This is a genomic window from Hymenobacter sp. R533113 (assembly GCF_056835965.1).
Genome location: NZ_JAKWBD010000016.1, coordinates 312072 through 325592, shown reverse-complemented (window position 1 = coordinate 325592; position 13521 = coordinate 312072). Strand labels below are relative to the sequence as shown.

Here is a 13521-nt window from a genome sequence, read left to right as displayed (position 1 = left end):
GGCGAGGTTAAGGAAAATATCCAGTAAAGTATTTAGTTACTGCCTATTCTATGTACTCCCTTTTCACGCCTCCAATATTTGTTTTACCTGACTATACCGATAAGCTTACTTGCCAAACTCCCGTAGATTATAAGTGAAGCTGAGCATAAAATAGCGGGTGAGTACGCGGCTGCGCACGTCTTCTACGTAGATGTCGGTCACGTTGCGCACCACGCTCCGGTTTTGCTTGAGCAGGTCGTAGGCTTGCAATTTCAGCTCCCCCTGCTTGTTCTTGAAGAACTGCCGGGTGAGGCCCAAATTCCACAGCGCCACGCCTTGATTAAAGCCGGCCGAGCGGCCCGCGTAGCGCGTCAGCCACAAGTCGCTGCTGATGGCCCAGCGGCCGGGCAGCTGATAAAACACGTCGGCTTCCAGGGTTTGGGTCCAGTAGGAGGTGTTTTGCTGAGGCAATAAGGAGTAGCGAGCATCCAGATACGTCACGTTGCCGGCGAGGCTCAGCTCCAGCTGGTCGTTGAAGGCAGTATTCACGCTCAGTCCCTGGCCCAGGCTCCAGTTGCGCGCCTGGTTTGGCTGGTCGTTTACGAGGCTGGGGCCTTGGGTAAAGTTGCCGTTGGTGGTTAGGTTTACGTTCAGCTTGTGCCAACCTAAGCGCTGCCCCAAGGATAGAAAACTGTTGAGGCTGCGGTAACCATCGGAGTTAATGGGGCGCGTGGTTTGCACGCCATTGTTGCCGAAGCTGCTGGCCGATACAATGCGGTCCTGCACCTGATTAACGCTGAGCAGGCCAAATACGCTGCGGTTGTTCACGGCGTTGAACTGGTTGTAAGTCGCCGTGAGGGTGTGGTAATACTCGGGGCGCAGGTCGGGGTTGCCGAGGCGCACGTAGAGCGGATTGGTGTTGTCGGCTACGGGCTGGAGCTGGGCAGCGGTGGGGGCCTGCAGGCGGGTGCGGTAGTTCAGGCGCAGGCTGCGGTTGCGGCCGGTATTCAGCGTAAACATGGCGTTGGGCAGCAAGGTCTGGTAGTGGCGCGTCAGGGCGGTGTTCACGCTCTCATTATCGACCTGTAGGCTGGACTGCTGTCCGTCGAGGCCCAGGGAATAGCCGTAGCGCAGGCGGCGGGTTTGCCAGGTAAAGCCGGCGCGGTGGGTCATAAAGCCGCTGCTGAACTGGTTGCTCAGGTCGGCGTTGGCTAAGTCGTAGCGGTCGGTGGTGGGGTCGAAGTCGGCTACTTGGCGATGGGCGCGGCTGCGGGTATCGGCGGCGTTGTAGTGCAGCTCCAGCTTCTGCCGCAGATTCAGGGGCTCGACGTAAGTCAGGTTGAGCGCCTGCGTATGAGCGGGATAATCCTGACCGATTCGCTGGTTGAGCAGGCTGGGGCGGGCAGTGCCGTCGGGGGCAAAAAACGTGTTGGTGGCTTGGTTGAACGCCTCGCCATCCTGATTGTTTAGCACGGCGCTCAGGTTGGCGGAGAAGCTGCGGCCCGTCTTACTGAAGCGCCGCATGAGCAGCAGGTTGCCATTGCCCCAAAGAGTATTGGCGCTGGCGTCGTAGCGGCTCAGGCTCTGATTGAGCTGGCGCTCGCCCAAGCTGGTCAGCTGTTGGTTATCGCGCGCCTGCTCAGCGTTCTGCCACCACAAGGCGGGTGTAAAGCGCAGCGAAGTAAGCGAGTCGAGCCGGTAGTCGAGCCGTAGATTCAGGCGCTGGCTCAGGGTCCGGGAGCGGGCCGTAGCGTCCTGGTCAGTTACCAGGGCCAGGCCCGTATCGCCGGTTCGGGTATCAATGCCGGACACGTTTTCGCGACGACTTACCTGGTCAGTGGTCACGATGGTGCGGCTGGCGAGGTAGCTGGTAGCCACTTCAGTGCGCTTGCCCCAGGCGTCGCGGTAATTTAGCCCCCCAGCCAACGATTCGGTGATGCTGGTGGGCTGGTTGTTGCTGACCGCCTGCGTATTGCCGCCCCCGCCGCGGCCTTGGTTTGCCACGATACGCCCGCCCCCATCCGGGCCGCCGCCGAAGCCGCCGGGGCCACTGCTTACGTCGCCGGTACTGGGGCTGCCGTTGTCGCTAAAGCCGAGCTGGTGCACGTTGTTGGCTTGGCCCAGGGCCGAGATTTGGCGGCCGTTGTTGAAGCGGTTAAGGCCTGCTTGGGCCCGGTAGCGCCCATCGGTGCCAGCGCCTACCGACTCGGTGCCGAAGTAGCCTTTGCGCTTGTCGCGCTTGGTTACCAGGTTGATAGTTTGCTGCTGTTGGCCATCATCAATGCCGGAAAAGGCCGACTGGTCGCTGCGCTGGTTGTAGAGCTCTACCTTATCGATAATATCGGCCGGCAGATTGCGAGTGGCCATTTTCGGATCATCGCCAAAAAACGGTTTGCCATCGACCAGCACGCGCTGCACATTCTGGCCCTGGGCCCGGATGGTGCCGTCGCGGTCTACCTGCACGCCGGGGAGCTTTTTCAGCAATGATTCCACCATGGCATTGGGCTGCGTTTTGAAGGCTCGGGCACTAAAGGCCAGCGTGTCGCCCTGCACGCTCACCGGGGCCCGTTCCTGCTCCACCATTACCTCGCCCAGGGTGTGCGACCGGGGCCGCAGCCGGATGGTGCCTAAATTGCCCCCCAGGCCGCCAGCGGCAATGCTCACTGGTAAGAACTGATTGGTATAGCCCACGAAAGAAAGCAGCAAAAAGTACCGCCCCGGTGCCACGTTGCGGAGCAGAAAGCGCCCGTCGCCGTCGGTAATAGTGAAGCTCAGGTAAGATGAGTCGGCCGCCAGCAGCGACACCGAGGCCTCGCGCAGAGGCTTGCCCGTGAGAGAATCGGCTACCAGGCCCTGAATAAAGCCTTTCCCGGTAGCCGGGCTGGCCACGGTTGGCTGTTGGGCTTGAGCCGCGCTGAGGCTAAGCAGCCAGCAAAGCACGAGTAGAAAATAGCGCATAGAGGAAGAAGGAAAACCGAGCTAGGAAGACTACGAGGCCGCTGGGGGGCAATTATCTGGCACTAAGCCACCTGACTGCCGCTCTTGGTTCGAGCCGCTGATTCAGCCGTCAGGCGGTGGCTTTAGTTGCCCAGGTTGCGGTCCATCATGCGCTGGCGGAAGTCGGCGCGGGCTTTGGCGCGGAGGTCGTTGAGCTGCTCCTCAGTCACTATCTGCGCGTCGGTGCTGGGGCGCACTGTTGCTTCGGCCACGGACTTACGGTCTACCTTGGAGGCCTTGTATTGCTCGCTCTGGCCCTCAATGGCCAACACCACGCCTCTCTCAGGCAGCAGCGCCCGGATGGGGGAATAAGTGAACGGCAGGTCGGTGGTGTACCATACCGTGTAGGTTTCGCCCTTGAAGGGCGCCGTGGCTTTGCGGCAGGTGTAGCCCGCTATCTTCTTGGTCTGGTTAACTTCCTGCCAGCCCGTAGGCTTGCTGAAAGGCGCGTCCATTCGGTAGCTGGTAGTGGTAGCGCCGTCCTTGAGGGCTAGCACGGTAGCAAACGACCGGCTACCCTGGTCTACGTACACGGCCTCCTCGAAGGGCCGCCCGAGGCTGGTGGTTTGAGGCGCTGTGCCGGGGCCGCCCGACACAATGCGCATCGCGTCGTTTTGGCGTTCTTCCTTAGCGTAGTTGCCGGCAAAGCTGAGCGTCATGCCAAAGTTGCGCGTGTCGGGGATGTCGGTGGGGAAGTCCGGGCTGCCGGGTTTCACTTGCTGCCCATCGATAACGACGCGCACCTGCGACATATCCACCTTTTGAGCAGCTTCATACTGAATCTGGCCCGAAGTAGGGGCCTGGGCCGCTGCCGTGGAGAGCAAGCCGGCGCTGGCAAGCAGCAGAAATAAGATGCGTTTCATAGGATGTGGATAAGGGTTGATTGATGTCCCAAAGCACCGCATCCTGACTGTAAAGCACTGTTATCTTGTGTTAAAGAGTGTTAACGGGGCGTCAATGACTCTGATAAGCTTGTATTTTCGTTGAGCCACCTTCTTCCCGCCCCATGAAACGCCGTATTCGCTCCATCTTCTGGCTGATGGCGCTATGCATTCTGGGCATCAACGGCTTCCAGGCTTACTGGCTCTACAACACCTACCAGCTCACGGCAACCCAGTTTCAGCGCACGGCCCGCGAGGCGCTCCTGGCGGTAGTGCAGCAGTACCAGCTGGCCGCTGCCCGGCAGGCCATTCGCTCGGGTGGACCCGATGATGTCATCATTTTTCAGAATTACTCGGGTGAGAGCAACAGCATCGACCGCATCGTGGTGAGGGGCAAGGGCCGCAACCCGGACAGCCTGCGGACTCGCCAAAGGCCGCTTCGTATTGCCCTGCATCAGCAGCAGCGCCAGCCTTTAGCGCCGCGCCGGGAGGCCGCCGATACGCTGGCCCGCCGCCTTTCCCGCCTGCTGATTGATGACTGGGAGCGTGGCAAGCAGGTAAACATGCCCTTGCTGCAATCGGCTTACCGCTTGGAGCTCCAGATGCGGGGTATGCCCACTCAGTTTTCCCTCGATACAGTACGCATTCCCATCGTTGAGCGGCCCGACTTGGGTCGCAAATCCATTTCCCCTCCCGTTGTGGCGACGCAGGCGAAAACCGGGTTTAAAACGGCCCCTGTGTCTTTGAATCCCTTGCGGTTTTTGTGTGTGCAGGCCGCTTTTCCGGCGCCCACTTTTTACGTTTTAAAGCAAATGGGCAGTCTGCTTGGCGGATCGGTGCTGCTGCTGGGTTTGACTACCGGTTGCTTTGCGCTGATGCTGAGTACTATTCTGCGCCAGAAAAAGCTCTCGGAAGTTAAAAACGACTTCATCAATAACTGATGTTACGCACGGAGTAGGCCAAGTTGGTGGTACATGGCTTTGAGGCCCACGGCGTAGAGCTGGGCTTTGAGGCGAAAATGGCCCATCCCACACTTGAGTTTGAGTATCTCGAGCTTGGTGTAGGCCAGCACGGCCGCGAAGAAATGATTGGCCTGCGTGGTCAGGGTTTTGGTGGGCGATTTGCCCATGGAGGCATTCTGTTTGAGCGATTTATGATATTCTTCCACTTTCCACCGTCTCTGGTAAATCGCAGTCAACTGGGCCTGGTTCAAGTCGGTGTCGCTGCTGACCAGATATAACACGCCCTGGCTGCCGTCTTGGTTTGTCAAGACGTGCCTGCTCACCAGCACCGCCTCTTGGACGGCCCGCAAATAGACCCGCAGGGGCTGCGTATCGGGAAACACCAGCGTTTGCACGGCCTGAAACTGGCCTTGCGCCCGTGCCGCTTCGCTCAGGGCCACGGTGCGGGAGGATTCGAGGGCAAAGACGAAATGGTGGCCCAGGGCTCGCACCAAGCTCATGTTCTCGGCCGAGGCATACCAAGTATCGGCCAGCAGGTAGCGGTAAGCCACTTGTTGCTGGGCCACGCGCAGCATCTGCTGCAGGTACTCGTTCTTGGTAAAGGCACTTTGATAGCTGGTTTGCTGGGTCTTGGCATGGTAGACCGGGACCGTTTTGCGCACCAGCTCGACGGCCAGCGGCAGGGCCAACTCGCCGGCCTGGTAGAGCAGGCTGACGAAATTCAAGCCCTTCACGTAGCGCTGCTGGCTGTGGTCCCAGTGGGTGCAAATCAGCTCGTTGGCAGCGGTATGGGCCTTTTCCAGAATCGAATCGTCGACGATAAGCACCGCAAATTCCTCGGCTCCACGCTGGGCTTCGGCCTGGCGAATCAGCGGCTTGGCCGCTCGCCAAATAGCGGCCGAGCCCCACGCGGTGCTGCTCAGCCAGCGCGTGATCTGGTCGTGGCTCAAGGCCCCGTCTACCAGGCGCGACAAGCCCGTGGCCGTTGTCGGACCCGTCGAACTCAACAAATAATCCGTGTACAAGTCCAGCGTGCAAGTCGTCATAAGCGTAGTAAACGGGCAGAAGCCGACTCTGACTGCGTAACAGCAGTCAATAATATGACCCACGAGCTGAAGACGCCCCTGGCTACGGTGTCGGCGGCGGTGGAGGCCATGCAGAACTTCGGCGCTCTGAATGACCCGCAGAAAGCCCAAACCTACCTGAGCATCTCGCAGAAGGAATTGCAGCGGCTCTCGGACCTGGTAGAAAAGGTGCTCAACATTGCCGTGGACGAGCGCCAGGCGCTGACCATCAACCCGGAGCTGGTGCGCCCCGCCGAGCTGGTGCAGGAGCTGGTGACGCGCCATCAGCTGCAAGCCACCAAACCCATCCATTTTGAGGTCGATATGGAGCCCTCCGACTCCCTGCCTCTGGACCGCCTGCACATAGCGGGCGTCATCAATAACCTGATTGATAATGCCATCAAATACTCGCGCGAGCAGGTGACCATCGCCATTCGGGGGCGGCGCGACGAAACCGGCTGGCGCCTCACCGTGCAAGACGACGGCATTGGTATTCCCAAAAGCTACCAGGACGCCGTATTTGACCGTTTTTTTCGCGTGCCTACCGGCAATCTGCATCCCGTGAAAGGCTTTGGGCTGGGCCTGTACTACGTGCGGCAAGTAGTGGAGCGGCACGGGGGGCATATTGCCGTGCGCAGCGAGCCAAACCGGGGCAGCGAGTTTTCCCTATGGCTGCCTTCCAAGCAAAGCTAGCTCCTGGCTTCACTCACCATCTCACCACTCACCATTTCACCGCCTTTCCATGTCCTCCGTTCTCCTCATTGAAGACGAGCCCGCCCTGGGCATGATTGTGAAAGACAGTCTGGAGGTGCGCGGCTTCACGGTGCGCTACGCCGCCGACGGGCAGGAAGGCCTGGAGCTGTTTCGCCAGCAGTGCCCCGATATTGTGGTGGCCGATGTGATGATGCCCCGCCTCGATGGCTTCTCGCTGGCCGAGATAATCCGCCGCGACAACGCCGCCGTGCCCATTATCTTTCTCACGGCCCGCTCGCAGCCGGCTGATGTAGTGCGCGGGTTCGAGCTGGGGGGCAATGATTACCTGAAAAAGCCCTTCAGCATGGACGAGCTCATTGTCCGCATTAAGGCTCGTCTCAGTGCGGTGCCGCCCGTGGCGCAGCCGTCCGGCGTGCTCGCCATTGGCCAGTATCAGTTCGATCATCCCAGGCAGCGCCTGCTCTTCGGGGTCCGCGCAGAAGTGCTCACTAACCGCGAGGCCGAGCTGCTCAAGTGCCTCTACGACCAGCGCAACCAGGTGCTCGAACGCACCACCGTCCTGCAAGAGCTGTGGGGCAACGACAGCTTCTTCAACGGCCGCAGCCTCGACGTGTTTATCACTCGCCTGCGCCGCTACCTGAGGGATGACCCGCAAGTGCAGATTGTGAACGTGCGGGGCATCGGCTACAAGCTGATCTGGTAAACGCTACTTCTGTTTAGCTCTCTACGCTCTTCGCAATGGCTGTGTCTGCGGGCAAAGCGGCATCTGGGGGGCTTTTTTATGCCTATTTACCTGGGGCAATTCAACAATGAATTCCGTGAACTCGCCCTCCTGACTTTTCACCGTCAGCGAGCCACCATGTCCATGCGTGATGATGTCGTAGGAAAGTGATAATCCGAGACCCGTGCCTTCGCCGGATGGCTTCGTGGTGAAGAAAGGCTGGAAGATTTTGTCGCGAAGGTGGGCCGGAATTCCTAGCCCATTGTCGCGCACGCAGACCTCTACGCGCCGGTTGCGGTGGTGCGTGTACACCTGCACCTCGGGGCAATAATTCCCGCCTTCCACTTTTTGCCGCTGCTGCACGGCATAAAACGCATTGTTGAACAGGTTTACCAACACTCGGCCAAGCGCTTGCGGTATAGTCCGAACGCGGCCTAGCGCCGGATTCAGTTGAGTGGTAAGGGTAACCACAAACTGCGGGTCTTTGGCCCGGAAACTCTGGTAAACCAAGTGCAGGTGCTCGTCGGCCAGCGCATTCAGGTCGGTCAGCACCCGTTCGCCCCCGATGGTGCGGGCATGGGCCAGCATATCGCGCACAATATTGGCCGCCCGTCGCCCATGCTGGTAGATCTTTTCCTGATTTTCCTTGAGGTCAGCAGCAGCGCTGCGCAGTGTCAGCAAGTCAGGTTCGGGCTGGTCAGCTTCGGTTTGCAGCTCGGCCGCCAACTCGGTGCTCACCTCCGCGAAGTTGTTGACGAAGTTGAGCGGGTTCTGAATCTCGTGGGCAATACCCGCGGTCAGCTCCCCGAGGCTGGCCATCTTCTCCCGCTGCACCAACTGCGCCTGCGTGACTTTCAGCTGCGATAAGGTAGCGCTTAACTTGTTGCGCTGGTTGGCAATTTCCGCATTCTGAGCATTAAGCTTCAGGTTTGCCCGCTGCTTGTGCCGAATCGTGCGCCATAGCAGCAGCAGCACCGGAATGATGCTCGCCAAAGCAGCAGTCAGCCAGTGAGAGCGGTGTTCATCATCAACTTGGGCCTGCTGAATGGCGCGTTCCTGCTGGCGGAGCTGTTCGCTTACTTCAAGGGCCTGCACCTGCGCCATCTTGGTTTGGCTAAACAGGCTGTCGCGGGTAGTGTTGGCTAAAGTCAGGTAATGAAACGCGCGGGCGTTGTCGCGGCGGGCAGCATACATACTCGACAAAAAGCGGCTAGCCTCCAGCACACCTTTGGGGTAGCTGCCTTCCTGCGCGGCAACTAGGGCTTTGTGCCCAAAATAAAGGGTCGAATCGGTCCACGGCCCCAACTCTTTCCTGAAAAGCTGCGCCTGCCCCAGATATGCCCGGCACAGTGCAAACGTAATATGCTGGCCCAGTGCCCGCTGAATGCTGCGACGATAGTAGTGGCGGGCCAGTTGCGGATTGTTCAGCTTCGCATAGATATTGCCCAGCATGGCCGCGTCACCCACTTCGCTGATCAGATCGTGCTCACTTAGGTCCATTGCATAGCCCACCTACGAGTAGTGGCGCGCCGAGTCCAGCCGGTTTAGCTGGGTATACACGTTGCCGATGTTGCCCATAATGCGCGTCAGGAGCTTGATGTTGCGGCTTTTTTCGGCTACGCTCTTCGCTTTAAAAAAGTAAGCCAGCGCGGGTCGGCTATAGCCCTGCTCCCAATACAGATAGCCCAGCGTATTCAGTGCCCGCCCAATCAGTTCTTGGTCGCGCAGCTCTTCGGCCAGCCGCAGGCCCTGTATTCCTACCTGCAGAGCCGCCGGATAGTTGCCCGCCTCCCGAAAACCCGATCCCAACCGAATCAGCGCCCACGTCTCACCCCGCCGATACTGCAGCTTCTGGGCCAGCTGCAGTGCCTGCTTGCCATAAAAGATTGTAGCTAGCGGATTGCTTTGCGTGTTTTCGTAGGCTAGCTGAGTCAGCAGCAATACCCGCCCGGAGTCGGGGGGAGCCACTAGCAGTAGTCGATGCAAGCTGTCCACCCTTGCATCAAGCTGAAAAGCCCGGATAGGGATGCTTACACTTAAGCCCCACAGTAGCAATACATAAAACCTTTTCATGACAAGGAGCAAAGCGCCCTCTAGGCGAAGAAGCATACGAACGCTACCATCAAGCCATGCCATTCCTCAACATAGGGGACTTTTTGCGGCCCCTGCCAGCACTTCCGGCAACCCTAAGTACTTCCTTCTCTACAGGAGGAGCGCAGTACTCAATCCTAGTTCAAAGAACTTATCGGAGACTGAAGCAACTGACAAATCCAATGTGCGCGCACGGAGAGGATGGTCATGAATGGCCGGTGATGAGAACAGCGGATTGCCAACGTCGGGAGGTGCTAAAACCTCACCGAAAGAAGGACCTGGATCTTTTAAGCCAAACCCCACACAGGCGCCGGCACCGAAAACACACGGGAGCCTACTCTGCTCCCCTACCATATGACTTCTTGCTATCGAACGAATCGGCATAGAATGCCTACTATTATACAAAAATATATTCAATAATTTATACTTGTAATTACGTGTTTATCCTTTGATAAACTTGCAAAGATCTGTTCCGCGCTACTGTCCCTACAATCTTAGGACTTACGCACTTGCGGGGAGCAGGGCAGGAATGAGGGGCTTGGCGAGCAGCTGGCTCAAGTAGGGAGCCCATTGGTGCTGGTGGGCCTGATAAATCGTTTGGGCCGTTGATCGGGCAAACTCGCGCAGGGACACCCACGCCAGGTAGCAGCAGGCCAGATGGTTGCGCTGGGCCTGGGCACGGCGGCACTGGCATTTCTCGGCCCCGGTCAGCTGCTTGAAGCTGCGGTGAAACTCTTCCACCTGCCAGCGGGTGCGGGTGGTGGCCTCGACCAGCGGTTGGGTAAGCGTAAAGGCGAAGTTGTTGGTCACGACCCATTCAATGTCGCCGTTTGGGGCGACCAGCCGGAACAAGCGCACCGCAAACGGCACCTTCTGCAAGCGTACTTCCAAGCCGGTGCTCCACCCACCCGGCGGCGGGGCTACGTCGGCCAGGGACTGGTAGCCCCCTCTTTGCTGGCACTCACTAACCGGTTGCTTTTCAGGGTCGTGAAAAACGTCCAACCGGCCCGCTGAATCAGCTTCAGGTTGTCGCTGCCGCTGTACCAGGCATCGAACAGGAGCGTGCGGGCCTGAATTTTATTTTCCGCCACGACGTGGGCGAACATGGCCTGGAAATGCTCGTTTTTGGTCAGGCCATCCAGCTCCGGGGCATAGACGCGGTAGTCCAGGGGCAGAAAATCCCCGGCCTGTCCGCTGCTGTGGACCAGGTTAACCAGGCAGATGCCGGTGACCAGGCCATGTTCGTTGCCCGAATACTGGCGTTTGGCTACTTCAATGAAGCGACTGTAGCGCTTGTCCTGCACGCTATCATCGACCAGCAAAAAGGCCTCCGGCGAGTCGTGGAGCAAGGGCAAGACCAACTCGCGCAACTGCGTGGGCGAAAACGAGCTGCGGCGCAGAAATCGGTTCACTTGATCGTGGCTCACCTGCGACAGGTGCTCGGCCAAGTGCGTACACGTATAATTGCGGGGCGTACTAAGCAGGTACTCGATGTAAGTCGCTTGCGTCACCATAAAGCCAGGCTTTTTCTCAAGTTACTACTAAGTGCGTAAGTCCTAAATCTAATAAAAAAGCCCCCCAGCAGACGATTCAGATCCATTGGGGGGCTTTTTTACTAACTCCTCGGGCTTCCTATTATGGCTCAGGAAGCCTGCAACTGAGGTTGCCATTGCTGCATGTGCAGGGAGGAGTCGCGCAGGCGAAGCTCCGGCTTGAGTACGATGGGTGGGGGCATGTATTCGGGGCCGCGCTTGCAGAGCTGCAAAAACAGGTGCACGGCCGTTTCGCCCATCTGCTCGGCCCGCTGATCTACGGCGGTCAGGCGGGGAGTGGTCATGGTGGTAAAGGGCTCGTTGCTGAAGCAGGCCAGGGCGATATCCTGGGGCACGCGCACCTTGCGCTCGTGCAGGACTTCGAGCGCGCCGGCCGTAGGGATGGCATAGGCGGCAAACACCGCGTCGGGTGGCTGGGTTAGCCCCAACAAATGCTCCATGCCCATGCGGCCCGACTCCTGGCTCAGGGCCGGCAACGCAAAAACCAGGTTCTCGTCGTCGAGGGGCAGACCGTGGGCCCGCATGGCCTGCGCGTAGCCCAGGTAGCGGTTGCGGCTGGTATTTAAGTGCTGAGGCCCAGCCAAATGAGCAATCCGGGTGCAGCCCTGCTCAATCAAGTGCGTGACTACTTGGTAAGCGCCCGAAAAGTCGTCGAGCACAACGCCCGTGCTGCCGGCCAGCTCGGGCATACGGTCAAAAAACACCAGCGGCGTACCCTGCTGCCGTACCTGCTCGAAGTGGTCCATCTGGTCGTGCGTCGTAGCCGACACCGACACCAGAATACCCTCTACCTGTGCCGAAAGCAGCGTTTCCACGTTGCGCCGCTCGCGCCGCACGTCTTCGTTCGACTCGCACAGCAGCACGTTGTAGCCCGCTTTGCTGGCTATGGTTTCGATGCCATGCATTACGGCCGGGAAAAAATAGCCTTTTATATGCGGCACAATCACGCCCAACGTGCTGCTGCGGCCTTTGCGTAGAGCCGAGGCCAGCTGGTTGGGCCGATAGTTCAGCTCCTGAGCCAACTGACGCACACGGGCTTTGGTGGCCTCGCCAATATCTTTTTTGTCGGCTAATGCCCTCGATACCGTCGCCACCGACAGGCTTAGCGCCTTGGCTATGTCGATAATGGAAACACGCTTCGGAGTAGGTGCCATACGTTCAGTGCTGTAGAAGGAGGAAAATAGGGAACAATCAGAAGGAGCTGCCGCATAATCCGAAGTGCTCTGTGAAGTTTATGTTATGATTTCAGTATTGCCTTCTTTTTGTAGGGTCACTTTTAATAAAAGTACATGTTTTTTATAGTTGCCCATGAATATTTGAGGTAGGCACTTTAGTTATTAATAACTTTTATCTAAATTGCCATTATAATCGAAGCTTGTGCTTCGATGCAGGTACTCGTGACTAGCTGCGTATAGGGCTGTCACCAACAAGCTTAGTCGCTGGAAATAGTGCCACTACTGTTAGGTATGGCGCCGATTCTGGTAGGCTAACCCAGGTTGAAGTAGGGGTGGGACTTTGTCTTCAACCTTGGGATTTGAAAAGGGCATTCCGGGTGGGATGCCTTTTTTTATGCCCTTCCCAGCCGTTTTTGCGGTTGCGAAAGCTCTGGGTATTACTGCCCCGCAAAAAGGTTAGGCCAGTGTTGATAGTTTTTGGTCGTAGGCGCCTGGTCTGCGTTTAGAGGAAAGTTTTCCTTACCCAAACATCAGCCCTAGCTATTCTATGAACCTTCAAAACAACACGTTTCTGATAACGGGCGGCGCTTCCGGCATCGGGCTGGCCCTGGCCCAACGCTTCCGGGAAGCGGGCAGCGAAGTCATTATCTGCGGCCGGCGCGCCGATAAGCTGCGCGAAGCGCAAGACAAAGTGCCTGGTTTGCACACCTACGAATGCGACTTAGCCCAGGCCACCGACCGCGCCGAGCTGGCCCGCCGCGTGCAGGCCGACTTCCCGGCCCTGAACGTGCTGATCAACAATGCCGGCATCCAAAACCGATTTCAGCTAGCCGATTTGCCCCCCAGTCTGGAGGCCTGGGAAGAGCAGCGCCAGGAAATTGCCATCAACTTTGAGGCGCCCATTCACCTCACAGCTTTGCTGTTGGCTCATTTGCGGCAGCAAGCTAATGCCATGGTTATCAATGTGTCGTCGGGGCTGGCCTTTGCGCCGATGGCGGCGGCACCTATTTATAGCGCTACGAAAGCGGCGCTGCACTCATTTACCCTTTCGCTTCGGCAGCAGCTGGCTTCCGTAGGCGTGAGCGTGTTGGAAATAGTGCCGCCCGCCGTGAATACCGATTTGGGCGGGCCGGGTCTGCACAACTGGGCCGTGCCCGTCGATGAGTTTGCCGACAGCATCGTGGCCCGACTGGCGGCCGGGGAGCAGGAAATAGGCTTTGGCACCTCAGAGAAAATCCGGCAGGCCTCGCGCGCTGAGCTGGATGCGCGGTTTGAGCAGATGAACAGCCATTAACATTAGGATTAAGTCTGAGGCTAAAAAAGCCCCCCAGCAACTGCTGGGGGGCTTTTTTAGCCTCAGTTTATTCAGCTGCTCACAGGGCAG

General features: G+C 58.4%; 10 protein-coding genes and 1 pseudogene. 4 read left to right on the top strand and 7 right to left on the bottom strand.

Features of this window, described 5'->3' with window-relative positions; translation table 11 throughout:
* Positions 1-105 precede the first annotated feature (105 nt).
* Together MKZ35_RS23225 and MKZ35_RS23220 are read right to left on the bottom strand one after the other, a co-directional pair.
* Positions 106-2937, bottom strand: a complete 2832-nt coding sequence (locus tag MKZ35_RS23225) for an outer membrane beta-barrel protein (protein ID WP_482515582.1) — start codon at positions 2935-2937, stop codon at positions 106-108.
* Positions 2938-3059: 122 nt separating this feature from the next.
* Positions 3060-3839 (bottom strand): GLPGLI family protein, encoded by a 780-nt coding sequence (locus tag MKZ35_RS23220; RefSeq protein WP_482515581.1) that lies wholly within the window; start codon positions 3837-3839, stop codon positions 3060-3062.
* 143 nt (positions 3840-3982) lie between these two features.
* Between MKZ35_RS23220 and MKZ35_RS23215 the strand changes: the two genes are divergently transcribed.
* The gene (locus tag MKZ35_RS23215; protein WP_482515580.1) at positions 3983-4798 is read left to right on the top strand and encodes a hypothetical protein; all 816 of its coding nucleotides are present in this window, start codon (positions 3983-3985) and stop codon (positions 4796-4798) included.
* A 2-nt stretch (positions 4799-4800) separates the two neighbouring features.
* Here MKZ35_RS23215 and MKZ35_RS23210 read toward each other — a convergent pair whose 3' ends face one another.
* On the bottom strand, positions 4801-5865 hold the full coding sequence (locus MKZ35_RS23210; protein WP_482511431.1) for an IS701 family transposase: 1065 nt from the start codon (positions 5863-5865) through the stop codon (positions 4801-4803).
* A 54-nt stretch (positions 5866-5919) separates the two neighbouring features.
* On the opposite strand from MKZ35_RS23210, the gene MKZ35_RS23205 reads away from it, so the two are divergent.
* Together MKZ35_RS23205 and MKZ35_RS23200 are read left to right on the top strand one after the other, a co-directional pair.
* Positions 5920-6576: a sensor histidine kinase gene (locus MKZ35_RS23205; RefSeq protein WP_482515579.1), complete on the top strand. Its 657-nt coding sequence runs from the start codon at positions 5920-5922 to the stop codon at positions 6574-6576.
* 49 nt (positions 6577-6625) lie between these two features.
* Positions 6626-7300, top strand: coding sequence for a response regulator transcription factor (locus MKZ35_RS23200; protein WP_482515578.1), 675 nt, complete (start codon positions 6626-6628; stop codon positions 7298-7300).
* Between the two features lie 21 nt (positions 7301-7321).
* Here MKZ35_RS23200 and MKZ35_RS23195 read toward each other — a convergent pair whose 3' ends face one another.
* From MKZ35_RS23195 to MKZ35_RS23180, 4 genes and pseudogenes are all read right to left on the bottom strand, one after another.
* Positions 7322-8818, bottom strand: a complete 1497-nt coding sequence (locus MKZ35_RS23195; RefSeq protein WP_482515577.1) for a sensor histidine kinase — start codon at positions 8816-8818, stop codon at positions 7322-7324.
* Positions 8819-8830: 12 nt separating this feature from the next.
* Positions 8831-9391 (bottom strand): tetratricopeptide repeat protein, encoded by a 561-nt coding sequence (locus MKZ35_RS23190; RefSeq protein WP_482515576.1) that lies wholly within the window; start codon positions 9389-9391, stop codon positions 8831-8833.
* A gap of 519 nt (positions 9392-9910) precedes the next feature.
* Positions 9911-10923: pseudogene (locus tag MKZ35_RS23185) on the bottom strand (IS701 family transposase).
* A 128-nt stretch (positions 10924-11051) separates the two neighbouring features.
* The gene (locus MKZ35_RS23180) at positions 11052-12116 is read right to left on the bottom strand and encodes a LacI family DNA-binding transcriptional regulator (protein WP_482515575.1); all 1065 of its coding nucleotides are present in this window, start codon (positions 12114-12116) and stop codon (positions 11052-11054) included.
* 568 nt (positions 12117-12684) lie between these two features.
* Between MKZ35_RS23180 and MKZ35_RS23175 the strand changes: the two genes are divergently transcribed.
* A complete protein-coding gene (locus MKZ35_RS23175) occupies positions 12685-13431 on the top strand; it encodes an SDR family oxidoreductase (RefSeq protein WP_482515574.1) in 747 nt (248 codons plus the stop codon).
* Positions 13432-13521: the final 90 nt, after the last annotated feature.

What these genes read in the sequence shown, in the direction of transcription:
- MKZ35_RS23220 (WP_482515581.1), bottom strand. Translation starts at nt 3,839, where the DNA reads ATGAAACGCATCTTATTTCTGCTGCTTGCCAGCGCCGGCTTGCTCTCC.
- MKZ35_RS23190 (WP_482515576.1), bottom strand. Translation starts at nt 9,391, where the DNA reads ATGAAAAGGTTTTATGTATTGCTACTGTGGGGCTTAAGTGTAAGCATC.
- MKZ35_RS23200 (WP_482515578.1), top strand. Translation starts at nt 6,626, where the DNA reads ATGTCCTCCGTTCTCCTCATTGAAGACGAGCCCGCCCTGGGCATGATT.
- MKZ35_RS23175 (WP_482515574.1), top strand. Translation starts at nt 12,685, where the DNA reads ATGAACCTTCAAAACAACACGTTTCTGATAACGGGCGGCGCTTCCGGC.
- MKZ35_RS23225 (WP_482515582.1), bottom strand. Translation starts at nt 2,937, where the DNA reads ATGCGCTATTTTCTACTCGTGCTTTGCTGGCTGCTTAGCCTCAGCGCG.
- MKZ35_RS23210 (WP_482511431.1), bottom strand. Translation starts at nt 5,865, where the DNA reads ATGACGACTTGCACGCTGGACTTGTACACGGATTATTTGTTGAGTTCG.
- MKZ35_RS23195 (WP_482515577.1), bottom strand. Translation starts at nt 8,818, where the DNA reads ATGGACCTAAGTGAGCACGATCTGATCAGCGAAGTGGGTGACGCGGCC.
- MKZ35_RS23205 (WP_482515579.1), top strand. Translation starts at nt 5,920, where the DNA reads ATGACCCACGAGCTGAAGACGCCCCTGGCTACGGTGTCGGCGGCGGTG.
- MKZ35_RS23180 (WP_482515575.1), bottom strand. Translation starts at nt 12,116, where the DNA reads ATGGCACCTACTCCGAAGCGTGTTTCCATTATCGACATAGCCAAGGCG.
- MKZ35_RS23215 (WP_482515580.1), top strand. Translation starts at nt 3,983, where the DNA reads ATGAAACGCCGTATTCGCTCCATCTTCTGGCTGATGGCGCTATGCATT.